Source organism: Rathayibacter sp. VKM Ac-2929 (genome assembly GCF_022815495.1).
In the GTDB taxonomy this organism is placed as follows: Bacteria; Actinomycetota; Actinomycetes; order Actinomycetales; family Microbacteriaceae; genus Rathayibacter; species Rathayibacter festucae.
The window spans coordinates 312,965-335,685 of record NZ_JALGRV010000002.1 but is presented as its reverse complement, the minus strand read 5'-3'; the positions used below and the strand labels follow the sequence as shown (position 1 = coordinate 335,685).

Here is a 22,721-nt window from a genome sequence, read left to right as displayed (position 1 = left end):
CGTACCGCTCGGAGCAGGAGCGCACCTCCAGCCCCCTGCAGAGCGTGTCGGGCCCCGACGCGACCGCTCCGGCCGCCGAGCAGCCGACCACCGACCTCCTCTCACCGAACCGATGAACCGAACAGAACAGGACGAACACAGCGTGGTGGACACCTCCCCGACCGACTCCGGCGCCGACGACGCCTTCCGCATCGAGCACGACACGATGGGCGAGGTCCGCGTCCCGCGCGACGCGCTCTACGCCGCGCAGACGCAGCGCGCGGTCGAGAACTTCCCGATCTCCGGCGCCGGCCTCGAGCCCGCCCAGATCGCGGCCCTCGCCCGGATCAAGAAGGCCGCGGCCCTCGTCAACGCCGATCTCGGCGTGCTCGACGGCGAGATCGCCCGCTCCATCGCCGACGCGGCCGACCTCGTCGTCGGCGGCGGCTACGGCGAGCACTTCCCGATCGACGTCTATCAGACCGGCTCCGGCACGTCGTCGAACATGAACATGAACGAGGTGCTCGCCACCCTCGCGACGACCGCGCTCGGCCGCGCGGTGCACCCGAACGACCACGTCAACGCCTCGCAGTCCTCGAACGACGTCTTCCCGACCTCGGTGCACGTCGCCGTGACCGGCGCGCTGATCCAGGACCTGGTGCCCTCGCTCGAGCACCTGGCCGAGGCCCTCGAGACCAAGGCCGAGCTGTGGGCCGAGGTCGTCAAGGCCGGCCGCACCCACCTGATGGACGCGACGCCCGTCACCCTCGGCCAGGAGTTCGGCGGCTACGCGGCGCAGATCCGCCTCGGCATCGAGCGCGTGCAGTCCGCCCTCCCCCGGGTCGCGGAGGTCCCGCTCGGCGGCACCGCCGTCGGCACCGGCATCAACACGCCCGCCGGCTTCCCGGCGAAGGTCATCGCCCGCCTCGCGGAGGAGACCGGCCTGCCCGTCACCGAGGCGCGCAACCACTTCGAGGCGCAGGGCGCCCGCGACTCGCTCGTCGAGGCGTCCGGCGCGCTCCGCGTGCTCGCCGTCAGCCTCACCAAGATCAACAACGACCTGCGCTGGATGGGCTCCGGCCCGAACACCGGTCTCGGCGAGCTGAGCATCCCGGACCTCCAGCCCGGCTCGTCGATCATGCCCGGCAAGGTGAACCCGGTGATCCCGGAGGCGGTCCTGATGGTCTGCGCCCGCGTGATCGGCAACGACGCGACGATCGCCTGGGCCGGAGCCTCGGGAGCCTTCGAGCTGAACGTCGCCATCCCGGTGATGGGCACGGCGCTGCTGGAGTCGATCCGCCTGCTCACCGCCTCGGCCACGCTGCTCGCCGACAAGACCATCGACGGCCTCGAGGCCAACGTCGAGCACGCGCGAGCTCTCGCCGAGTCCTCGCCCTCGATCGTCACGCCGCTGAACAAGGTGATCGGCTACGAGGCCGCCGCCAAGGTCGCGAAGAACTCGGTCGCGAAGGGCATCACCGTCCGCGAGTCCGTCGTCGACCTCGGCTTCGTCGAGCGCGGCGAGGTGACGGAGTCGCAGCTCGACAGCGCCCTCGACGTCATGTCGATGACCCACCCGGGCTGAGCCCCGCTCTCATGCTGGTCGAGTAGCGCCGCACGCGCGTATCGAGACCCCCACTCCAGACAACGGTGGATCTCGATACGCCCGCTCCGCGGGCTGCTCGATCAACATGGACCGGGCCGCCGCCGTGGGACGGGCGCCCACACCATGCTGGTCGAGTAGCGCCGCAGGCGCGTATCGAGACCCACCGCGGCCAGGACGTCGGCCGTCAGCGCGCGGCCGGCCGCCGCGCCCACGACGGCGCGCGCTCGGGTCGAGGACCGATGCCGACCAGTGCCGCCGGCACGACGGCGAGCCCGGGCAGCAGCCGGAGCAGCACCGCGAGCGCGGTCGGCGGTCCCGAGAGCCGCCCGTTCAGCGCCGGCAGGATCAGCCTCGCGTGCAGGACCCGCTGCAGCGACTGGATCAGCATCGCGGGCAGCGCGCGCCGGCGCTGCACCCGCGCGAGCACGCGGTCGCCCGTTGCCGTCCGCAGCACACCGCGGCGCAGCGGCCCGGCCAGCAGCCGCGCGGCCGCCACCGCGTCCTGCACGGCCAGGTTGATGCCGACGCCGCCCACCGGCGACATCGCGTGCGCCGCGTCGCCGAGGCAGAGCACCCCTGGAGCGTGCCAGCGCGGCAGCCGCTCGAGCCGGACGTCGAGGTGCTTCACGTCGTCCATCGACGCGATCCCCGCCACGTCCTCGGCGACCTCGGGGAGCAGATCGGCCGCCTCCACCCGGAACGCCTCGATCCCCCGCTCCCGCACCGCCGCGTCGGTGCCTTTGAGCCCCAGCCGCGCGATCTGCAGGTAGCCGTCGCGCGGGATCGCGATCGACACCCGCCCGCGCCCGATCCGCGGCAGGAGCGACTCGCCCACGGCCCGCGCGGTCGGCAGGCGGTACCACCAGACGTCGAAGCCGACCGCCAGCGACCGCACGGGCAGTCCGGACGAGCGGCGCACGGCCGACCAGCGCCCGTCGCAGGCGACCGTCAGATCGGCGAGCAGGCGCCCCTCCCCGGCCGGCGACCGGTACTCGACGCCGACGACCCGCCCGCCCTCGCGGACGACGCCGGTCACCTCGTGCTCGGTGAGGAGCGTGAAGCAGCGCTCGGCCTGCGCCGCCTCGGCGACCAGGGCCAGCAGGTCCCACTGCGGCACCATCGCGACGTACGGGTGGCGCACCGGCAGCCGCGCGAAGTCCGCGATCACCACGTCGCGCCCGTCGCGGCCGGGGATCGTCACCCGCTCCACCCGCGAGTGCCGGATCGCCTCGAAGCGGTCGAGGAGCCCGAGGTCCTCGAGCAGCCCGAGCGTCGTCGGATGCACCGTGTCGCCGCGGAAGTCGCGGAGGAAGTCGGCGTGCTTCTCCAGCACCGTCACCGCGACGCCGGCCCGCGCCAGCAGCAGACCGAGCACCAGGCCCGCCGGCCCGCCGCCCACGATCGCGCAGGTCGTCCCCCGCTGCAGGGCCGCGCTCCCACCGTCCACCCCGTCGTCTCCGTCGCCGTCCGCCACGTCGGCCTCCTCGCTCGGCACCCGGTCTACACCTCTGCGGCCGTGCGGACCAGCGTCGGACGCTCGCACGTCACGTCCAGGCGATGACGATCCAGAACGCGGCGAGCTGGAACGGCCCGAACGGGATCCGCTCGCCCCCGCCCCGCAGCGCCGACGGCAGACTCCACGCCCCGGCCAGGACGAACGCGAGCACCGGCGCCAGGAGGGCGAGCGCCGGATCGACCGCCGCGAGCGGGAGCGCCAGCCCCGTCCCGAGCTTCACGTCGCCCCGGCCGAGCCCGCCCGCGGCGTGCAGCACCCCGAGCGCGAGCGCCGTCGCCAGCGCGGCGGGCAGCTCCCCCGGCACCCGCCCCGAGAGCGACTCGCCGACCATCGACGCGAGCCCCGCCAGCAGGATCGGCACCGTCAGCGCGTTCGGCAGCCGCCGCTCGCGCACGTCCGCGACCACGAGCGGCACGGTCGCCGCAGCGACGACGAGGATGACGATCGCCGCGAGCCCCTCGACCCGCGCGAGCCCGATCGCGCCGAGCAGAAGCGCGCCGACGAGCGCCGCCGAGAGGTCCTGGAGCCGGTGCATCCGGAGACTGTAGGGCCGATCGCCCCGCGCCCGCCGGAGTTCTCCACAGGCGATGCCGGACGTCCGCCCGTCACTCCCGGGGCGGCACCGACCCGAGCAGCGCGTTCGCGAAGAGCCCGTGCGCGGACTCGTCGTCGGAGGGGTGGAAGAGCCCGGCGAGCACGTCGCGGTAGAGCCGGGAGAGCTCGGAGTCGCGGCGGTAGGACGAGCCGCCCGAGACGCGGACGGCGCTCTCGACGATGCGCAGTGCCGCCTCGGTGGTGCGGATCTTCACGCCGACGAGCGACGGGAACCAGGCCGCCCCGCGCTCGACCAGGGCGTCGACGTCGGCCGCCGCGCTCGCGAGCGGTGCCCGGAGTCCGTCGAGCAGGATCGCGGCGTCGGCGAGGCGCCAGCGGATGTCCGGGTCCTCGGAGAGCGGCCGCCCGCCGACCCGGAGCGACGTCCGCTTCCGCGCCGACGCCACGCCGAGCTCGAGGGCGCGCTGGGCCACCCCGAGGTAGACCGAGGCGATCAGCAGCTCGAAGTCGGCGAAGATCGCGAAGACCAGCGGGTCGGCGGTCGGGCCGACGGGCAGCGAGCGGAACATCCGCGCGGCCGGCACCTCGACGCCGTCGAGCACCGTGGTCCGGCTCTGCGTCGCGCGCATGCCGAGGGTGTCCCAGTCGTCGTGCACAGTGAGCCCCGGCATCGGCGCGTCCGGCGACGGCCGGTCGACGAAGCCGTGCACGAGCCGCGGCTCCGGCCCGCTGTCGTCGCGGCCGAAGACGCCGAGCCGGGTCCAGGCCGGCGAGAGCGAGGTGAAGATCTTGGTTCCGGTGAAGCGGTAGCCGCCGTCGCCGAGCGGCTCCGCGCGGGTGAGCGAGTCGGAGAGCACGAGGTCGTTGCCGGGCTCGCTGTTGCCGAAGGCGAAGACGTGCCCGGCCGCCGCGTCGACCAGCACGTGCTCGAGCGAGGCGTCGCCGCGGGCGCGCAGAGCCTTCGCGATGCCGGTCCAGACCAGGTGCATCGTGGTCGCGAGCGCGGTCGCGGGAGCGGCCGTCGCCAGCCGGGTGTGCTCGGCCGTGACCTGCTCGAGACCGAGGCCGCCGCCGCCGAGCTCCGCCGGGACGAGCATCGTCAGATACCCGGCGGCCTTCAGCTCCTCGAGGTCCTCGGTGAAGAAGACGTTGCGCGCGTCGTAGTCGGCCGCGCGGAGGCGGAAGCGCTCGAGGAGCGCGTCGTCGAGGATGCTCACCCGCCCCACGCTACGCGCCGCAGCCCCGGATCACTCCAGTCGCGGAGCACCTCCGGCACGCGGAACGACCTCCGGCTCGCGGGAACAGGTCGATCCGGCGAGCCGGGACCGGTTCCGCGAGCCGGAGGCCGCTCAGACGCGAGCCGCCGGCGGGGAGGACTCAGGCCGACTCGTTCGACTCCAGCATCTCTGTGACCAGCGCCGCGATCGCCGACCGCTCGGAGCGGGTCAGCGTCACGTGCGCGAACAGCGGGTGCCCCTTCAGCGTCTCGATCACCGAGGCGACGCCGTCGTAGCGGCCGACGCGCAGGTTGTCGCGCTGGGCGACGTCGTGGGTGAGCACCACCCGCGAGTTCTGGCCGACCCGCGACAGCACCGTCAGCAGCACGTTGCGCTCGAGCGACTGCGCCTCGTCCACGATCACGAACGCGTCGTGCAGCGAGCGCCCGCGGATGTGCGTCAGCGGCAGCACCTCGAGCATCCCGCGCTCGATCACCTCGTCGAGCACGTTCTGCGAGACCAGCGCGCCGAGGGTGTCGAAGACCGCCTGCGCCCAGGGGTTCATCTTCTCGGCGGCGTCGCCGGGCAGGAAGCCGAGGTCCTGGCCGCCGACCGCGTAGAGCGGCCGGAACACCATGATCTTCTTGTGCTGGCGCTTCTCCAGCACCGCCTCGAGCCCCGCGCAGAGCGCGAGCGCCGACTTGCCGGTGCCGGCCCGGCCGCCGAGCGAGACGATGCCCACCTCCTGGTCGAGCAGCAGGTCGATCGCGAGCCGCTGCTCCGCGGAGCGGCCGTGCAGCCCGAAGACGTCCTTGTCGCCGCGCACCAGCGTGATCTGGCGCTTGCCGGTCACCCGGGCGAGCGCGGAGCCGCGATCCGAGTGCACGACCAAGCCGGTGTTGATCGGGATGTCGGCGACCTCGTCGGTGAACAGCCGCTCGCGGTCGTAGAGCTCGCTCATCTGGTCGCCCTGGAGGGTGACGTCGTCCATGCCCGTCCAGCCCGACTCGGGGGCGAGCTCGGCGAGGTACTCCTCGGCGGTGAGGCCGATCGACGCGGCCTTCACGCGCATCGGCATGTCCTTCGACACGACGGTGACGAGGGCGCCCTCGCTCTGCAGGTTCATCGCCACGGCGAGGATCCGCGAGTCGTTGTCGCCGAGCTGCAGCCCGCTGGGCAGCACCGACATGTTCGAGTGGTTCAGCTCGACGCGGAGGGTCCCGCCCCGGCCGACCCGGATCGGGAAATCCAGCCGCTCGTGCTTGACCCGCAGCTCGTCGAGGTGCCGCAGCGCCTGGCGGGCGAAGTAGCCGATCTCGGGGTCGTTGCGCTTGCCCTCGAGCTCGCTGATCACGACGATCGGCAGGACGACGGCGTGCTCCGCGAAGCGGAACATCGAGGAGGGATCCGACAGCAGCACCGAGGTGTCGAGGACGTAGGTGCGCTGGAGCTGCTCGGTGCGATCCGAGGAGCCGTGCTGCGCGCGGCGGTGGACCGCGCCCTGCGTGCCGTTCTGCGGATCCGTACCCTGGGGAACTGTCACGTCGACTCTCCACATTCCGGGGGCCGGAGCCCCCGACTCACTTCAGAGGATTCGAGTCGGCCGGTGGTGCGTCTCGGCACCGCGCAGTTCCTTCACTGGCAGTCATCGAGTCGTACTTGTGTGGCCGACTCGACCAGGTGCGTCACCTGATGATCCGAACCTAATCCCGGAAATGACAGCCGTGTGGTTCTTGCCGAGACGAACGTGTAACGGCTATGTGAACAGCGCGCGCGGGAGGGCAGCTCAGCTGCCGAAGCGGCGGTGCCGGCCGGCGTAGTCACGCAGCGCCCGGAGGAAGTCGACCTCGCGGATATCGGGGCCGAGCGCCTCCATGAAGTAGAACTCGCTGTGCGCGCTCTGCCAGAGCATGAAGTCGGAGAGGCGCTGCTCGCCCGAGGTGCGGATCACCAGATCCGGGTCGGGCTGACCGCTTGTGTAGAGGTGCTCGCCGATCAGCTCGGGGGTGAGCAGGCCCGCGACGTCCTCGATCGAGGAGCCGCGCTTGCCGTGCTCGTCGAGGATGCTGCGGACCGCCTGCGCGATCTCGTGGCGGCCGCCGTAGCCGACCGCGAGGTTGATGTGCAGGCCGGTGTGCGCGACGGTGCGCTCCTCCGCGCGGTCGAGCGCCGAGACGAGCGACTCCGGCAGCCCGTCGTCCGAGCCTACGTGCTGCACGCGCCACTCGGGCTGCTGCGAGACCTCCTCGGCGAGGTCGGCGATGATCGCGATCAGCTCGGTGAGCTCGGAGCTCTCCCGGCCGACCAGGTTGTCCTGCGAGAGCAGGTAGAGGGTGACGTGCCGGATGCCGAGCTCGTCGCACCACTGCAGGAACTCGTGCACCTTCGCCGCGCCCGCGCGGTGGCCGTGCGCGGCCGTCTCCAGCGCGCGCTGGCGGGCCCAGCGGCGGTTGCCGTCGATGATCATCGCGACGTGGTTCGGCAGCGCGGCGCCCTCGAGACTCGAGCGCAGCCGCTTCTTGTAGACGCCGTAGAGCAGGTCGCTCCCCACGGGCAGTCTCGGCTTCGGCACGGTGCCACGGTAGTCGAAACCGCGGCCCGGTACCGGACCACGGCTGTTCCCCCGTTCGAGCAGGCTCTCCCGGTCGCCCTGCGGCGGCGGGTCGTATCCTCGTCCGTATGAGCCACCGGCCGACCTCCCCCACGCCCGATCCGGATGCGCGCGCCGTGGCGGAGGACGACGCGGCCGGCCCGTCGCTCCCCGCCCTCCCGCTCGTCGAGGACGAGATCGAGCACGGCCCGGCGACGGAGGCGCGACCGACCTGGCGCGGCTGGATCCACGCCGGACTGTTCCCGGTCGCGATCGTCGCGGGCATCGTCCTGGTCAGCGTCGCCGACGGCGCACCGGCGAAGTGGGCGGCGACCGTGTTCGCCGTCTCGTCGCTGCTGCTCTTCGGCAACTCGGCGCTCTACCACCGCTTCGACTGGTCGCCGCGGACCAAGATGATCCTCAAGCGGATCGACCACGCGAACATCTTCCTGCTGATCGCCGGCACCTACACGCCGCTCGCCGCGCTCGCTCTGCCGCCCGCGCAGGGCTCGCTGCTGCTGGTCCTGGTCTGGGCGGGGGCGCTGCTCGGGATCGGCTTCCGGGTGTTCTGGATCTCCGCGCCGCGCTGGCTCTACGTGCCGCTCTACCTGCTGCTGGGCTGGGCGGCGGTGATGTACCTCGGCCCGCTGTTCGAGGCGAGCGCGGCGATGATGGTGCTCGTGCTGGTCGGCGGCCTCTGCTACTCCGTCGGCGCGGTCATCTACGGGATCAAGCGGCCGAACCCGGTGCCCGGGGTCTTCGGCTTCCACGAGATCTTCCACGCGCTGACCGCGGTGGCGTTCCTCTGCCACTGGACGGCGGCGCTGATCGTCTGCCTGAACCCGACCTACAACGTCGGCTGAGCGCGGGAGGCGTCACCGCCCTGAAATCAGCGCCCGGGCGTCAGCGTCCGGACGGGGCGTCCTCCGCGCGCTCGCGCTCCTCGGAGTCGAGCTGCTCGTTGACCTGGGCGCGGTAGGTCGTCCGGCGGACGCGGCGGACCATGTCGAGCGCGAGGAACACGGCGGCGAGCGCGATCACGAACATCGTGATGAAGCCGAACAGGCCGGGCGTCACCGTGTCCTCGTTGAACTCCGGCGCGGTCGTCGGCACCGGCGTGGCCTCAGCGGCGCGGATCAGGGCGACGTTGGCGGCCTCGAGCACGGTCGCGGCGATCATGCGGACTGCTCCTCGGAGGCGGGGGCGGCGAGGGCGGCGTCATCCGGCAGCGCGACATCGATCCCGGCGAAGAGGTCGGTCTCCGGCGTCGGCGCGTCGACCCGGCTCTGCACGAGCTGGAAGTCGTCGGTCGGCCACGCGGCGTCGATCGCCGAGTGCGGGAGGAAGAAGAACTTGTTGTCCGGCGCGACCTGGCTCGCGTGCGCCAGCAGGGCGGCGTCGCGGCGGTCGTGGAAGCCGGAGACGACGATCTTCGTGGTGGCGAGGTAGGGCGTCTCCTCGTTCCAGCGCTTCATCTCCTCGAAGGCCGCGAGCAGCGGGTCCTCCGGGTCGATCGCGCGGATGTGCTCGGCGATGGCGCGCAGCTTCTGCGAGCTGAACACGCGGTCGTAGTAGAGCTTCGAGACCGACCAGGCGGCGCCGGTGCCGGGGTACTCGTCGGCCTCGCCCGCGGCGCGGAACGCCTCGACCGCGACCTGGTGCGCCCGGATGTGGTCCGGGTGCGGGTAGCCGCCGTTCTCGTCGTAGCTGATGATCACGTGCGGGCGGAACCGGCGGACGAGGCGCACCAGCGGTGCCGACGCGGTCGGCAGCGGCAGGCCGGCGAAGGAGTCCGCGGCGACGGCGCCGTCCTCGGGCATCCCGGAGTCGACGAAGCCCAGCCAGGCGTGCTCGATGCCGAGCGCGCGCTGCGCGGCGGCCATCTCGTAGCGGCGCAGGCCGCCCATGTCGCGCTCGGCGTGCGCGCGGGCGCCGAGCGCCTCGTTCAGAACGGAGCCGGCCTCGCCGCCGGTGCAGGAGACGACCATGACCTCGGCACCGCGGGCGGCGTAGGAGGCGAGGGTCGCGGCGCCCTTGCTGGACTCGTCGTCCGGGTGGGCGTGCACGGCGAGCAGGCGCGGGACCTCGCGCGGCGCCACAGCGGCAGGCGCCTCTGAATCTGCGGAGACCTGGACGGCCTGGGACACGATCGCTCGATTCGTCGGGGTTTAATGGGGGGGCGTCGCTCGGTTTTCACCGGCGCACGTCACCCGCCAGAATAGTCGCTTCACCCCAGGGAGTTCCGTGGCCGCCCGAACGTCCGAGAGCGACGAGCGCGCGAGCGACCCCGCCCTCGACCCGGACGCCGTCCGCGCCGCCGGCCCTCTGGCTTCCCGCTACGGGCGCACCCCGCGCAGCCGCCGCGGCGACCGGCGCCTCTTCGCCCTCGTCGCCGTCGCCTTCGTCGCGGTCTTCGCCGCCTGGGTGATCTGGGCCGGCCTCGACGGCGCCCGCGACGGCGTCGACGTGCAGGACACCGCGCACGTGGTCGTCGACGACCGCACCGTCCAGGTGTCGTTCGACCTCACCGTCCCCACCGGCCGCGACGCCGCCTGCGCCGTCCAGGCGCTCAACGAGCAGTCCGCCGTGGTCGGCTGGCTCGTCGTCGAGTACCCCGCGTCCAGCGATCGCTTCCGCTCCTACACCGAGACGGTGCGCACCACGGAGCTCGCCACGACAGGTTTGATCTCCTCCTGCTGGCTCCCGTAGGGTGTCGGGGTGCCCTGACGGACTCGTCGGGGCCTTGTCTTTTCCCCCGCCGCACGCCCTCGGTCGATCCGCTCGACGGGCCAGGCGCCCGACAGCACCGTCGGTCGCGCGCGGCCGTCATGTGAGGAGCCCACCATGGCCGACCAGCCTCAGGTCACCTGGATGACCCAGGAGTCGTACGACCGCCTCCAGGCGGAGCACACCGAGCTGTCCACCAACGGACGCCTCGAGATCGCCAAGCGCATCGAGGTCGCGCGCGAGGAGGGCGACCTCAAGGAGAACGGCGGCTACCACGCCGCCAAGGACGAGCAGGGCAAGATCGAGGCGCGCATCCGCCAGCTGACCGCGCTGCTGCGCGAGGCCGAGATCGGCACGCCGCCCGAGAGCCACGGAGTCGTCGAGGCCGGCACGATCATCACCGCCGAGATCGCCGGCGACGAGTCGCGCTTCCTCCTCGGCAACCGCGAGATGGCGGGCGAGAGCGACCTCGACGTCTACAGCCCGCAGAGCCCGCTCGGCGGCGCGATCATGGGCCTGAAGGTCGGCGACTCCACCACCTTCGAGGCCCCCAACGGCCGGAACATCACCGTGAAGGTCGTCGACGTCGAGACCTGGAACGGCCACTGAGCACGTCACGGTGACCCGTCCGCGGCGTTGTCGTGAGTCACTCCGCGAGATGCCGCTTGTGCGCTCGACACGCCGTGTCGAAGCGTCACAAGTGGCATCTCGCGTATCCGGCGGACTAGCCGCGGGAGAGGCGCGGGCTGTAGCCGGCGTCGCGGAGGACCTGGAGGACGCGGTCGGCGTGCTCGGGGCCGCGGGTCTCGACGCTGATCTCGAGCTCGACCTCGCTGATCTGCAGGCCGCGGCCGTGCCGGGTGTGCAGCACCTCGACGACGTTGGCGTTGGCCTCCGAGATCAGGTCGGCGATCCGCGCGAGCTGGCCCGGCCGGTCCGGCAGGCCGATGCTCATCTTCAGGTAGCGCTCGGAGGCGGCGAGGCCCCGGCTGATCACCCGCTCCATCATCAGCGGATCGATGTTGCCGCCGGAGAGGATGACCGCGGTGCGGCCCGCGTTGCGGATCTTGCCGGTGAGGATCGCGGCGATGCCGACGGCTCCGGCCGGCTCGACGACGAGCTTCGCGCGCTCGAGCAGCACGAGCAGGGCGCGGGCGGTGTCGTCGTCCTCGACGGTGACGACCTCGTCGACGACCTCGCGGATGATCTCGAAGTTCAGCTGACCGGGCTTCGCGACCGCGATGCCGTCGGCGATGGTGGGCGAGATCGTGATGGCGATCGGCTCGCCGGCCGCGAGCGAGAGCGGGTAGGGCGCGGCGTTCGCCGCCTGGACGCCGATGACGCGCAGCGTGCGGCCCTCCTGGGCGGCCTTCTGCTTCGCCGCCGACGCGACGCCGGCGATGAGCCCGCCGCCGCCGATGGGGACGACGAGCGTCTCGACGCCGGGCGCCTGCTCGAGGATCTCCAGGCCGATGGTGCCCTGGCCCGTGATCACATCGGGGTGGTCGTAGGGCGGGATGAAGACCGCGCCGGTGCTCTCGGCGAACTCGGCCGCCGCGGCGAGCGCCTCGTTGAAGATGTGCCCGCTGAGCACCACCTCCGCGCCGTAGTCGCGGGTCGCCGCGAGCTTGGGCAGCGCGACGCCGATCGGCATGAAGATGGTCGCCTTGATGCCGAGCTCACGCGCGGCGAAGGCGACGCCCTGGGCGTGGTTGCCGGCCGAGGCGGCGACGACGCCGCGCTCCCGCTCCTCGGGAGTGAGGTGCGAGAGCCGGAACACGGCGCCGCGGATCTTGTAGGAGCCGGTGCGCTGCAGGTTCTCGCACTTGAGGAAGACGGGCGAGCCGAGCACCTCGGCGAGGAAGGTGCTCGTCTCCATCGGAGTGTTCGCGATGACGGGGGCGAGGACGGTTCGGGCCGCCTCGAACTCGCTCAGGGTCGGTCCGACGACGCGGCTAGTCTGCATGCTCTTCGGCAACTCTCTCGGGGGTTCGGGTCGGCGAGCGCCAGGCTCCGCTCGCGACGTAGTTGACCATGACGTTGAGGGTCGCGACGACCGGGACCGCGAAGAACGCGCCCGCGATGCCCGCGACGATCGAGCCGCCGGCGACCGCGAGGACGACGGCGAGCGGGTGCACCTTGACGGCGGAGCCCATGATCAGGGGCTGGAGGATGTGCCCCTCGAGCTGCTGGACGCCGAGGACGACGATCAGCAGGATCAGCGCGATGACCGGGCCGTTGTAGACCAGGGCGATGAAGACGGCCAGCGCGCCGGTGACGACCGCGCCGATCACGGGCACGAAGGAGCCGAGGAAGACCAGCACGCCGATCGGGATCGCGAGCGGGACGCCGAGCAGGAACGAGCCGAGCCCGATGCCCACCGCGTCGACGAAGGCGACCAGGATCTGCACCTTCACGAAGTTGGTCAGCGTGATCCAGCCCGCGCGGCCGGCCCCGTCGACGGCCCTCCGGGCGCGGTGCGGGAAGAGCCGCACGACCCAGCGCCAGATGTTCGGACCGTCGATCAGGATGAAGAGGGTCGAGAACAGCGTCAGCAGCACCCCGGTGAGCACGTGCCCGACCGTCGAGCCGACGCTGAGCGCACCGCTGACGAGCATCCCCGAGTCCTGCTGCACGGCGGCGAGCGCCTGCTGCGCGTACTGGTTGATGTCGGTCTCGGTCAGGTGCAGCGGCCCCTCGAGCAGCCACGACTTCAGGGCGTCGTAGGACTGCACGGTCTGGCGGCTGAGGTCGTCGAAGCCGGAGGTGACCTGGGTGACGACGAGGAAGAGCAGGCCGCCGATCACGAGGACGATGCCGAGCTCGGCCACCACGATCGCGAGCCACTTGGGCCAGTGGTGCCGCTGCAGGAACGTCGAGAACGGCACGAGGAGCGCCGCGATGACGATCGCGAGCAGCAGCGGGATGACGATCAGCCGCAGCTCGATCACCAGCAGGCCGATCACGGCGAGGGCACCGGCGACGACGAGGATCCGCCAGGCCCAGGCCCCGGCGATACGCATCCCGGTGCTGACGAAGGCGGCGTCCGGGTCGAGCGGGCGGGGCTGCGGAGCCCGCTCGGGAGCCGCGGCGGCGCGGACGGCGTCGCGGGCGCCGGACGTGCGGCGGGACCGGCCGAGTCTCATCCGCCCAGACTAATCCCCGCCGCATTCCGCGGGCGGAATCCGCGACAGCTCACGAGGCCGCGCGGACGGCCACCGGCCGCCGCGCGAGCGCGAGGCCGACCCGCTCCCCCGGCTCGAGCCGGATCCCGGCCGCGTGCTGGACGACGAGCTCGTCCCCCTGCTCGGTGCGGACCGTGGAGCGGCGCACCGGTCCGAGGAAGCTGGTCGCGAGGACCACGGCAGGCAGATCGCCCGGAGCGCCGCCCGGCACGATCTCGATGTCCTCGGGGCGGAGGAACGCCGAGACGGCGCCGTCGACGGCCGCGCTGTCCACCAGGGGCAGGCGCGCTCCGAGCACCGAGACGGCCCCGCTCGAGACGACCCCCGGCACGACGTTCGAGAGCCCGACGAAGTGCGCGACGAACGGCGACGACGGCCGGGCGTAGAGGTCCTCGGGCGCGCCGAGCTGCTCGATCCTCCCCGCGTTCATCACCGCGACCCGGTCGGCGACGGCGAGCGCCTCCTCCTGATCGTGGGTGACGAAGAAGGTGGTGATGCCGATCTCGGACTGCAGCCGCTTGATCTCGTCGCGCAGCTGCACGCGGACCTTCGCGTCCAGCGCGGAGAGCGGCTCGTCCAGGAGCAGCACCCGGGGGCGGGTCACGAGCGCCCGCGCCAGGGCGACCCGCTGCTGCTGCCCGCCGGAGAGCTGGTGCGCGTAGCGATCGCCCAGGGCGCCGAGGCCGACCAGGTCGAGCGCGTCCTGCGCGGCCGTCCGCCGCTCCTTCGCCGCGACACCGCGGGTGCGCAGCCCGAACTCCACGTTCTCGCGGGCGCGCAGGTGCGGGAAGAGCGAGTAGGACTGGAAGACCATGCCCATGTCGCGGCGGGCGACCGGCAGATCGGCGACGTCGCGCTCGTCGACCAGGATGCGGCCGGAGTCGATCCGCTCGAGCCCGCTGAGGGCGCGGAGAGCAGTGGTCTTGCCGCAGCCCGAGGGGCCGAGCAGGGCGATGAACTCCCCGGGCGCCACGTCGAACGAGACGCCGTCGAGGGCGCGAGCCGCGCCGAAGTGCCGGGCGACGTCGAGGAAGCGGACGCGGGCGCCCGGGGAGAGGGGCGCGGTCACGAGGTGCCTTTCGAGGCGCGGCGCCCGGTGGCGACGAGGCCGATCCGCGCGAGGCGGCCGATCCCGAGCAGCAGGGCGAAGGCGAACAGGAGGGAGAGGAGGGAGAAGATCACGGCGACGTAGGCGTCCTGCTTCGACACCTGCACGAGACCGGTCTGCAGGGTGGTGCGGCTGAGCAGCGAGGCGATGGTGTACTCGCCGAGGACCACGGCGACCGTGATCAGCGCGGCGGCGACGAGACCGCGGCGCAGATTCGGCAGCAGCACCCGGACGAGCACGCCGAACGGGCCGGCGCCCAGCGAGCGGGCGGCCTCCGAGAGCGTGATCGCGTCCAGGCCCGCGAGGTCGGCAGCGATCGCGCGGTAGGCGTAGGGCAGCACGAGCACGCCGTAGGCGAGCGCGAGCGTCCAGGGCGCCGAGCCGACGAGGCGGGTGATCACCGAGTACACCGGCGCGAGCCCGACGACCAGCACGATCGCGGGGACGGTCAGCGGCAGCAGGCAGACCAGCTCGAGCGGTCGGCGCAGCCGCGGCAGGCGGATCTCGACGAGGAGCATCGTCGGCACCAGCAGCACGAGCACGATCAGGGCGGTGACCACTGCGAGGATCAGCGAGTTGCCGATGCCCTGGAAGAGCGCGCGGTAGCCGCGCTCGTTCTCCGAGTCGAGGATCGCGGTCCAGTGCGAGAGGTCGTAGCCGCCGGCGCCGCGGAGGGTGAACTCCGCCATCGCGATCAGCGGCACCGCGAAGGCGAGGCCGGTGACGACCAGGACGATGCGGGAGAGAGCGCGGGTCACCGCTGCCACCGACGGGCCCGGCGCTGCAGCAGCGCGTAGCCGGACATCAGCACGATCATCACGAGGAGCATCCCGAGCGCGAGCGCGCCGGCCAGGTTCTCCCGGCCGAGGACCGTCTCGCTGACGAGCGCGGCGCGGATCTGCAGCGGCACGATCTGCGCGCCCTGGCTGATGAGTGCCGCGGCCGTGGCGAACGAGGAGAACGCGTTGGCGAACAGCAGCAGCACCGAGCCGAGGAAGGAGGGCGCGAGCACGGGGACCGCGACCCGCCACCAGTAGCTCACCGCTCCCCCGCCGAGCACGGCGTTCGCCTCGGCCCACTCGGGGCGCAGACCCTCGAGCGCGGGCAGGAAGGTCAGCACCATCAGCGGCACCTGGAAGTAGAGGTAGGGCAGGATCAGCCCGGGCAGCTGGTACAGCCAGACGCCGTCGGCGTAGAGGTCGACGCCGGCGCCGGCCAGGAGGGTCGTGACCAGGCCCTGCACGCCGATCGTCGCGATGAAGGCGAAGGCGAGCATCACGCCGCCGAACTGGGCGAGCACGCTCGCCGCGGCGTCGACGATCGTGCGCAGCGGACCGCGCGGATCGGCGCCGAGCAGAGCGAGGCAGACGACGCCGCCGAGGACCGCGCCGACGACGGCGGTGAGCGCCGACAGTCCGAGCGAGGCGCCGAAGGCGGACAGGACGACCGGGTCGCCCAGCGCCGCGACGTTCGCGAGCGTCGGCCGCCCGTCGCCGTCCACGAAGCCCGTCCCGACCGCGAGGACGGTCGGCACGGCGAGGAAGAGCAGGACGTACACCGCGAACGGAGCGACGCCGAGCGCTGCGGGAAGACCGCGCCGTCCCCGGGGCGCGCGGGCCCCGGGAACGGCGCGGACGGCGGCGGTCGTCACTGGATCGCCGCGCCCCACTTCTCGGCCAGCAGGGCCGAGGCGGCCTCGGTCTGCTCGGAGGTGAACTGGACGAGGTCCTCCGGAGCGGCGCCGACGGCGTCGAGGGCCTCCGTGTCCACCGTGCCGGCGTCGACCATGGCCGCCAGGCGCACCGGGTAGGCGCCGGCCGCGAGGTAGAGGTTCTGCGCGGCGTCGGAGTAGAGGTACTCCTGCCAGAGGCGCGCGGCGGCCGGGTGCGGCGCGTCGGCGTTGATCGCCTGGTTGTAGTAGCTGCCGACCGCGGTCCCGGGCAGCACCGTCGTCGTCCACTCGCGGGTGCCCTCGTTCGCCTTCGCGGCGGCGAGGTTGTTGTAGCTCCAGTCGAAGACGACCGGGGTCTCGCCGGAGGCGATGGTCGCGTCGGTCGGGTCCAGCGGCAGGAAGTTGCCCGCGTCGTTGAGCTTCTCGAAGAAGTCGATGCCGGACTGGACGTCGTCGGCCGAGCCGCCCGACTGCAGGGCGGCGAGCTGCACGGCGGCCGCCGCGGCGCCGGCCTGGGTCGGGTCGCCGTTGATCGCGACGGAGCCGCGGTAGTCGGCGCCGAGCAGGTCGTCGAGCGACTCGGGCGCGGGCACGGCGTCGGCGTCGTAGCCGATCGACATCAGGCCGGTGTAGTCGTTCACCCAGAGGCCGGTCTCCTCGCGGTTGCCCTCGGGGATGTCGTCCCAGGTCTCGACCTTGTACGGCGCGAAGAGGTCGGTGTTGGCGAGCGCCACGGCGGCACCGAGGTCGAAGACGTCCGGAGCGGTGTCCTGGCCGGCCAGGTTCTGCGCGGTGCTGATCTCCTCGGCGGAGGAGACGTCGGGGTCGGCCGAGTTGACGGTGATGCCGTACTCGTCCTCGAAGCCCGAGATGAGCTCGCCGTAGTTGGCCCAGTTGTCGGGCAGCGCGATCACGTTCAGCTCGCCCTCGGCCTTCGCGGCCTCGACCAGGGCGTCGAGCCCGCCGAGGTCGGCGGCGGAGGTCGCGGTCGAGGCGTCGACGGACGCGTCGCCGGTCGAGGCGCCGGCGTCACCGGAGCAGGCGGTCAGGGTGAGAGCGAGTGCGGCGGTCGCGGCGGCGAGCACGCCGGGGCGGGGGAAGCGCTGGGTCGTCAAGAGTCCTCCAGGAGTCGGGTGGGTGGGCCCCTGCGGGCGCCTCGGGAAACGTAGGGGCGGCTCCCGACATTCCGGGGCCGCCCGGATGAACCGGACGGGAACACTCGGCGCCGGGGCGGGATCGGCCGATGTCGGCGGCCTTCGCTAGCGTGGGGGCACCATGACCGAGCAGCTCAGCCCCGCGCTCGCGCGCCGCATCGCCCTGGCCGCCCAGGGCTTCGGTGCCGCGCCGCCGCCGCGGGTCGGCACGCGGCAGATCCTCGGCGTGATCGACCGGATCCGGCCGCTGCAACTCGACTCGGTCAACGTCTTCGAGCGGAGCCACTACCTCCCCGTCCTCGCCCGGCTCGGCCCCTACGACCGCGCCCTCCTCGACGCGGTCGCGTTCTCGCCGAAGGGCCACTACCTCGAGTACTGGGCGCACGAGGCGGCGCTGATCCGCCGCGCCGACCTCCCGCTCTACCGCTGGCGGATGGAGCACTACCGCCGCGTCCGCCTGCCCGAGCACGAGGGCTGGGCGGCCGAGAACCGGTCCACGCTCGACTGGCTGCGCGCGGCCCTCGCCGACGGCCCGCTCCGCGCGTCGGAGATCGAGCACGAGGCCAACACCCGGACCGGACCGTGGTGGGGCTGGTCGGACATGAAGCGCGGGCTCGAGGTGCTCTTCCGCTGGGGCGAGGTGGTGACCGCCGGGCGCACGCGCTTCGAGCGCTCCTACGCGCTCGCCGATCAGGTGCTGCCCCGCGAGGTGCTCGAGGCGGAGGTCTCCACCGAGGACGCGGTCCGCGAGCTGGTGCGCCGCTCCGCCCTCGCGCTCGGCGTCGGGACGCTCGGCGATCTGGCCGACTACCACCGGCTGCTGAAGGCGCCGACGCTCGCGGCCGTGCACGACCTGGTCGACGCGGGCGAGCTGGTGCCGGTCGAGGTCCGCGGCTGGGAGCGCTCGGGGCGCCCGCTGCCGCTCTGGCGGCACACGGCGGCGCGGCGACCGCGCGAGCTGCGGGCCGACGCACTGCTCTCCCCCTTCGATCCCGTCGTCTGGCACCGCCCGCGCGCCGAGCTGTTCTTCGACTTCCACTACCGGATCGAGATCTACACCCCGGCGGCCCAGCGCGTGCACGGCTACTACGTGCTGCCCGTGCTGCTCGACGACGTGATCGCGGCGCGCGTCGACCTCAAGAGCGACCGGCAGAACGGCGTGCTGCGGGTGCAGGCGGCCTGGCGCGAGCCCGGAGCGCCGCCGGACACGGCCGAGCGCCTCGCCGCGCTGCTCGTCGCCGCCGCGCACTGGCAGGGGCTCGACACCGTGGACGTCGTCGGGCGGGGCACCCTCGCGCCCGAGCTCCTCGTCGCCCTCACCACCGGCCACCGGGAGGTCCTCGCATGAGCGGTCCGCAGGAGCGGCAGGGCACCATCGCGCTCGCCCTGTCCGAGAAGTGCGTCGCCCTGCTGCTCGAGCGCGGGACCACCAAGGGCGTCAGCTCGATCGACCTGGCGCACGCCGCCGGCATCTCGCTGCGCACCTTCCACCGCTACCTCGGCGGCAAGGAGGACTGCGTGCGGCCCGTGCTCTACGCGGCCATCGCGGCGATGGCGCGGGAGCTCGTCGCGCGGCCGGAGTCGGAGTCGCTGAACACCGCGCTGGGCGCCGCCTTCGCCGCGGCCGCGTCCGGCCCGCAGCTCGAGCGGACGCTGCGGCTGATGCCGCTGCTCACCGAGACGCCCGGCATGCGCGCGGTCTGGGCGCAGTCGCTGCACGACGGCGAGGCCGCGCTCACCCCGAGCATCGCCCGGCGGATGCGCCTGCCCGCGGCGGACGAGCCGCGCGCGGCCGTGCTCGCCACGGTCGTGCTGGCGCTGGTGCGGCGGGCCCTCGTGGACGCCGTCGCGACGGGCACCGACCCGGCCCCCGTCTTCGACGAGTACCTCACGACGCTCGACGGCGGCCCGCTCGCGGCGGGAGCACCGGCAGCGCGCTGACGGTGGGTCGAGAAACACTTGCTGATCGAGTAGCCCGCGCAGCGGGCGTATCGAGATCCACCACCGTCGGAAGTCGAGTCTGCAGACCAGGCGTGTCGATGACGGTGGGTCTCGATACGCCCCTGCGGGGCTACTCGACCGGCAGCAGGGGGGGCGCCGCCAGGGCCGCTTCCTCCGTGGCGTCAGAACTGGACGCGGGGCGGCTCCGAGATGGCGGCGAGGTCGCCGACCTCGAAGAACTCGCGCTCGGAGAAGCCGAGGCGGCGGGAGAAGAGCGTGTTGGGGAAGACGGTGACCTTGGTGTTCATCTCGCGGACACCGCCGTTGTAGAAGCGGCGGGCCGACTGGATCCTGTCCTCCGAGTCGACCAGCTCGCCCTGCAGCTGCAGGAAGTTCTGGCTGGCCTGCAGCTGCGGGTACGCCTCGGCGACGGCGAAGATCGACTTCAGCGCCTTCTGCATGTGGTCCTCGGCGGCCGACGCCTCGGCCGGCCCCTGCGCGGAGAGCGTCTCGGCGCGGGCGCGGGTCACCGAGTCGAACACCTGCCGCTCGTGCGAGGCGTAGCCCTTCACCGAGTCGATGACGTTCGGGATCAGATCCGCCCGCCGCTTCAGCTGGACGGTGATGTCGCTCCAGGCCTCGTCGACGCGGACGTTCAGCGTGACGAGGGAGTTGTAGGTGGCCCAGAGGTAGATCCCGAGGATCACGACGAGCACGACGACGACGATGAGCGGGACGAGCCATTCCATGCCGACAAGTGTAGGGAAGGACCCCGCTCGGTTCTCCGCAGTCCGGCGCATTCGCAGAGACGCCGATGGCGCTACTTGAGCGTCTTCTGCATCAGCACGGTGCTCAGCCAGCGCTCGAACTTGAAGCCGACACGGCCCATCCGGCCGACCTCGACGAAGCCGTACTTCGCGTGCATCGTCAGCGACGCCTCCGCCCCCTTGTCCGCGATGACGGCCATGACCTGGCGGATGCCGACGGCCTTCGCGCGCTCGAGCAGCTCGGTCATCAGCGCCTTGCCGAGGCCCTTGCCGGTCGAGGCGGCGCGCAGGTAGATCGAGTTCTCGACGGTGAAGCGGTAGGCGCGCTTGGACGACCACGGCGACACCATCGCGTAGCCCAGGATCTGCCCCGACGGCGAGACGGCCACGATGAACGGCAGCCCGAGCTTCTGGTTGCGCGCGAACTTCGAGCGCCACTCCTTCAGCGTCGAGTCGTCCTCGTCGAAGGTCACCACGGTGTTCCGGACGTAGTGGTTGTAGATCTCCTGGATGTCCGGCAGGTCCGCGCTGCGCGCCTCGCGGATCTCGAAGGAGAACTCCGGCTCGGGGGCGGGCGCCCGGCGCAGGTGCGGCGGGAGGACCCGGCGCTGCTCGTACTCTTCCTCGAGCATCTCGCTCCTTCTCGGCGGTGGTGGTCGGCGTCGCTGATCCCGGGCGGCGGCCGCGATCCGGGCCAGCGTAGCCGGGGTGGCGGAGCACCGCACGCGCGGCGGGCCGCGGTGTCGGGCCCCGGGGCTCAGGGCAGGAGCGCCCAGTCGACGGGCTCGGCCCCGCGCTCGGCGAGCAGCTCGTTCGCGCGGCTGAACGGGCGCGAGCCGAAGAAGCCGCGGGAGGCGGACAGCGGGCTGGGGTGGACGCTCTCGACGATCCCGGAGTCGCCCAGCAGCGGCCGGAGGTTCGCCGCGTCGCGTCCCCAGAGGATCGCGACGAGCGGCTGCTCGCGGGCGACGAGTGTGCGGATCGCGTGCTCGGTGACCCGCTCCCAGCCCTTGCCGCGGTGCGAGGCGGGTGCGCCCGGCGCGACGGTGAGGACGCGGTTGAGCAGCAGCACGCCGCTGCGCGTCCAGCCGCTGAGGTCGCCGTGCTCGGGCGGGGAGACACCGAGGTCGTCGCGGAGCTCGCGATAGATGTTCTGCAGACTGCGCGGCAGCGGCCGGACGTGCCGGTCCACGGCGAAGGACAGCCCGATCGGATGCCCGGGCGTCGGATACGGGTCCTGCCCGACGATCAGGACGCGGACGTCCTCCAGCGGCGCGGCGAACGCGCGAAGCACCTGCGCGCCGGCCGGGAGGTAGGGGCGCCCGGCCGCGGTCTCCGCGCGGAGGAAGTCGCCCATCGCCGCGATGTCGCCGGCGACCGGGGCGAGCGCCTCGGCCCAGCCGCGGTCGATCAGGCCGGCACCCGCCAGCTCCTGCAGGTCCACGCTCAGCTCGCGGCGAGGGTGGCGACCGACACTCCGGCCTCGCCCGCGCTCGCGCGCCAGACCGAGCCGGCGCCGCGGACGCGCAGGGCCCCCGTGCCGACGGTGAGGACCGTCGACTCGTCGATCGCGACGCCGCCGTCGACCAGTCCGGCCTCGACGGCCGCGACCAGGCGGCCGAGCGTGCCCCACTGCGCGGCGTGCACGTCGATCGAGACGTCGACCAGGCCGATGCCCTCGAGCACCGTCACCTCGTCCAGCTCCTCGGCCGCGTGCTCCGGCGCCACGGCGACTCCGCCGATGCGATCGCCGCCGACGATCGCGCGGTCGGCCGCGACCGCGGCGCCCGCCGAGTAGCCGGCGTACGGCACTCCGGAGGAGACGAGGTCGCGCAGGCGCGGGAAGGACGCCTCGAGCGCGTCGCGGTAAGCGGGGGTGAGGCCGCCGCCGACGAAGATCCCGTCGACGTCGTCGAAGACCGCGGGGTCGATCCGGCCGCCCTCGGGCTTCATCACCGCGAACGGGAGGAGCTTGCCGACCGTGGCGAGCGTCGCGGCCCAGCCCGCGTAGACCTCGGGGCCGAGGCCGTCGTGCACGACGACGATCGCGATCCGCGGGCCCTCGATGCGGCCGGCGTCGACGGCGCGGTCGTGCGCCTCCGCCAGGAATGCTCCGTAGAGCTGCGGGTCGTGCTCGGCTCCGCCGCCGCCGCCGATCAGGTGGACGCTCACTCGTCGTCCTCCGCGAGGGCGCCCGCCACCGGGGGCAGCGCCGACCAGGGGAAGACGATCCAGCGCGGCGTGCGCCGCCAGAAGAAGTCGGGCTCGAGCACCGTGCGGGGCTTCGTGTAGAGCGTGACGGTCTGCACCTCGGCGCCCATCGCGCGGATCAGGTCGACCGAGAGGGCGAGGGTGTGGCCGGAGTCGGAGACGTCGTCGACCAGGAGGATGCGCTTCCCGCGCACCGACGCCTCGTCCAGCAGCGGCGGCAGCACGACCGGGGCCGCGAGCCGCGCCTCGACGCCGGTGTAGAACTCGACGTTCAACGCACCGCAGCTCTTGATGCCCAGCGCGTAGGCGACGGCGCCCGCGAGCAGCAGACCGCCGCGCGCGATGGCCACGACCAGCTCCGGGCGGTAGCCGGAGGCGACGACGTCGTCGGCGAGATGGCGAGCGGCGTCACCGAACTCGAGCCAGCCGAGGACCTCCTTCTCCGTGGCGGCGAGGAGGGCGGCGGAGTCGTCGGCGTCGGAAACCATGAGGG

Annotated in this window: 24 protein-coding genes; 6 read left to right on the top strand and 18 right to left on the bottom strand. The window is 72.9% G+C overall.

What is annotated here, in order from left to right:
* The first annotated feature begins 142 nt into the window (after positions 1–142).
* Entirely contained in the window at positions 143–1,564 is a 1,422-nt protein-coding gene (locus MT355_RS06185; RefSeq protein WP_243598899.1) for an aspartate ammonia-lyase, read from the top strand.
* Between the two features lie 205 nt (positions 1,565–1,769).
* Here the strand turns inward: MT355_RS06185 and MT355_RS06180 are convergent, their stop codons facing one another.
* The 5 genes from MT355_RS06180 to MT355_RS06160 all read right to left on the bottom strand — a co-directional run bounded on the left by MT355_RS06180 (position 1,770) and on the right by MT355_RS06160 (position 7,445).
* The gene (locus MT355_RS06180; protein WP_243598898.1) at positions 1,770–3,059 is read right to left on the bottom strand and encodes an FAD-dependent oxidoreductase; all 1,290 of its coding nucleotides are present in this window, start codon (positions 3,057–3,059) and stop codon (positions 1,770–1,772) included.
* A 70-nt stretch (positions 3,060–3,129) separates the two neighbouring features.
* Positions 3,130–3,636 (bottom strand): prepilin peptidase, encoded by a 507-nt coding sequence (locus tag MT355_RS06175; protein WP_243598897.1) that lies wholly within the window; start codon positions 3,634–3,636, stop codon positions 3,130–3,132.
* Between the two features lie 70 nt (positions 3,637–3,706).
* Positions 3,707–4,882 (bottom strand): acyl-CoA dehydrogenase family protein, encoded by a 1,176-nt coding sequence (locus MT355_RS06170; RefSeq protein ID WP_243598896.1) that lies wholly within the window; start codon positions 4,880–4,882, stop codon positions 3,707–3,709.
* A gap of 151 nt (positions 4,883–5,033) precedes the next feature.
* Positions 5,034–6,431, bottom strand: coding sequence for a PhoH family protein (locus tag MT355_RS06165; RefSeq protein WP_374204642.1), 1,398 nt, complete (start codon positions 6,429–6,431; stop codon positions 5,034–5,036).
* Positions 6,432–6,659: 228 nt separating this feature from the next.
* The gene (locus tag MT355_RS06160; protein ID WP_243598894.1) at positions 6,660–7,445 is read right to left on the bottom strand and encodes an isoprenyl transferase; all 786 of its coding nucleotides are present in this window, start codon (positions 7,443–7,445) and stop codon (positions 6,660–6,662) included.
* A 107-nt stretch (positions 7,446–7,552) separates the two neighbouring features.
* Between MT355_RS06160 and MT355_RS06155 the strand changes: the two genes are divergently transcribed.
* A complete protein-coding gene (locus MT355_RS06155) occupies positions 7,553–8,326 on the top strand; it encodes a hemolysin III family protein (protein ID WP_243598893.1) in 774 nt (257 codons plus the stop codon).
* Positions 8,327–8,366: 40 nt separating this feature from the next.
* Here MT355_RS06155 and MT355_RS06150 read toward each other — a convergent pair whose 3' ends face one another.
* Positions 8,367–8,642: a hypothetical protein gene (locus tag MT355_RS06150; RefSeq protein ID WP_243598892.1), complete on the bottom strand. Its 276-nt coding sequence runs from the start codon at positions 8,640–8,642 to the stop codon at positions 8,367–8,369.
* The gene (gene mca / locus MT355_RS06145; protein WP_243598891.1) at positions 8,639–9,562 is read right to left on the bottom strand and encodes a mycothiol conjugate amidase Mca; all 924 of its coding nucleotides are present in this window, start codon (positions 9,560–9,562) and stop codon (positions 8,639–8,641) included. The genes MT355_RS06150 and mca overlap by 4 nt, the downstream gene beginning before the upstream one ends.
* Before the next feature lie 145 nt (positions 9,563–9,707).
* On the opposite strand from mca, the gene MT355_RS06140 reads away from it, so the two are divergent.
* A complete protein-coding gene (locus MT355_RS06140; protein ID WP_243598890.1) occupies positions 9,708–10,172 on the top strand; it encodes a DUF4307 domain-containing protein in 465 nt (154 codons plus the stop codon).
* 135 nt (positions 10,173–10,307) lie between these two features.
* A complete protein-coding gene (gene greA / locus MT355_RS06135; protein ID WP_123445411.1) occupies positions 10,308–10,799 on the top strand; it encodes a transcription elongation factor GreA in 492 nt (163 codons plus the stop codon).
* Positions 10,800–10,914: 115 nt separating this feature from the next.
* On the opposite strand, the gene ilvA is transcribed toward greA, so the two are convergent.
* From ilvA to MT355_RS06105, 6 genes are read right to left on the bottom strand one after another with little or no spacing between them, the layout of a single operon-like run.
* Entirely contained in the window at positions 10,915–12,156 is a 1,242-nt protein-coding gene (ilvA, locus tag MT355_RS06130) for a threonine ammonia-lyase (RefSeq protein ID WP_123445410.1), read from the bottom strand.
* Positions 12,146–13,336 (bottom strand): AI-2E family transporter, encoded by a 1,191-nt coding sequence (locus MT355_RS06125; RefSeq protein WP_123735277.1) that lies wholly within the window; start codon positions 13,334–13,336, stop codon positions 12,146–12,148. The genes ilvA and MT355_RS06125 overlap by 11 nt, the downstream gene beginning before the upstream one ends.
* 49 nt (positions 13,337–13,385) lie before the next feature.
* Positions 13,386–14,444, bottom strand: a complete 1,059-nt coding sequence (locus MT355_RS06120) for an ABC transporter ATP-binding protein (protein ID WP_243598889.1) — start codon at positions 14,442–14,444, stop codon at positions 13,386–13,388.
* Positions 14,441–15,241, bottom strand: coding sequence for an ABC transporter permease (locus tag MT355_RS06115; RefSeq protein ID WP_243598888.1), 801 nt, complete (start codon positions 15,239–15,241; stop codon positions 14,441–14,443). Before MT355_RS06115 ends, MT355_RS06120 begins: the two co-directional genes overlap by 4 nt.
* Complete coding sequence (locus tag MT355_RS06110) at positions 15,238–16,134, bottom strand: ABC transporter permease subunit (protein ID WP_243598887.1); 897 nt, start codon at positions 16,132–16,134, stop codon at positions 15,238–15,240. The genes MT355_RS06115 and MT355_RS06110 overlap by 4 nt, the downstream gene beginning before the upstream one ends.
* Positions 16,131–17,270, bottom strand: a complete 1,140-nt coding sequence (locus MT355_RS06105) for an ABC transporter substrate-binding protein (protein WP_243598886.1) — start codon at positions 17,268–17,270, stop codon at positions 16,131–16,133. The genes MT355_RS06110 and MT355_RS06105 overlap by 4 nt, the downstream gene beginning before the upstream one ends.
* 160 nt (positions 17,271–17,430) lie before the next feature.
* Between MT355_RS06105 and MT355_RS06100 the strand changes: the two genes are divergently transcribed.
* Both MT355_RS06100 and MT355_RS06095 read left to right on the top strand, forming a co-directional pair.
* A complete protein-coding gene (locus tag MT355_RS06100; protein WP_243598885.1) occupies positions 17,431–18,657 on the top strand; it encodes a winged helix-turn-helix domain-containing protein in 1,227 nt (408 codons plus the stop codon).
* Positions 18,654–19,250 (top strand): TetR/AcrR family transcriptional regulator, encoded by a 597-nt coding sequence (locus MT355_RS06095; protein ID WP_243598884.1) that lies wholly within the window; start codon positions 18,654–18,656, stop codon positions 19,248–19,250. Before MT355_RS06100 ends, MT355_RS06095 begins: the two co-directional genes overlap by 4 nt.
* Before the next feature lie 182 nt (positions 19,251–19,432).
* Here MT355_RS06095 and MT355_RS06090 read toward each other — a convergent pair whose 3' ends face one another.
* From MT355_RS06090 to MT355_RS06070, 5 genes are all read right to left on the bottom strand, one after another.
* Positions 19,433–19,999: a LemA family protein gene (locus tag MT355_RS06090; RefSeq protein ID WP_123445403.1), complete on the bottom strand. Its 567-nt coding sequence runs from the start codon at positions 19,997–19,999 to the stop codon at positions 19,433–19,435.
* A 71-nt stretch (positions 20,000–20,070) separates the two neighbouring features.
* Entirely contained in the window at positions 20,071–20,649 is a 579-nt protein-coding gene (locus MT355_RS06085; RefSeq protein ID WP_123702722.1) for a GNAT family N-acetyltransferase, read from the bottom strand.
* Between the two features lie 125 nt (positions 20,650–20,774).
* Entirely contained in the window at positions 20,775–21,461 is a 687-nt protein-coding gene (locus MT355_RS06080) for a uracil-DNA glycosylase (RefSeq protein ID WP_374204641.1), read from the bottom strand.
* A 2-nt stretch (positions 21,462–21,463) separates the two neighbouring features.
* The gene (locus MT355_RS06075) at positions 21,464–22,189 is read right to left on the bottom strand and encodes a Type 1 glutamine amidotransferase-like domain-containing protein (protein WP_123445401.1); all 726 of its coding nucleotides are present in this window, start codon (positions 22,187–22,189) and stop codon (positions 21,464–21,466) included.
* Positions 22,186–22,716: a phosphoribosyltransferase gene (locus tag MT355_RS06070; protein ID WP_123445400.1), complete on the bottom strand. Its 531-nt coding sequence runs from the start codon at positions 22,714–22,716 to the stop codon at positions 22,186–22,188. Before MT355_RS06070 ends, MT355_RS06075 begins: the two co-directional genes overlap by 4 nt.
* Between the last annotated feature and the right edge of the window lie 5 nt (positions 22,717–22,721).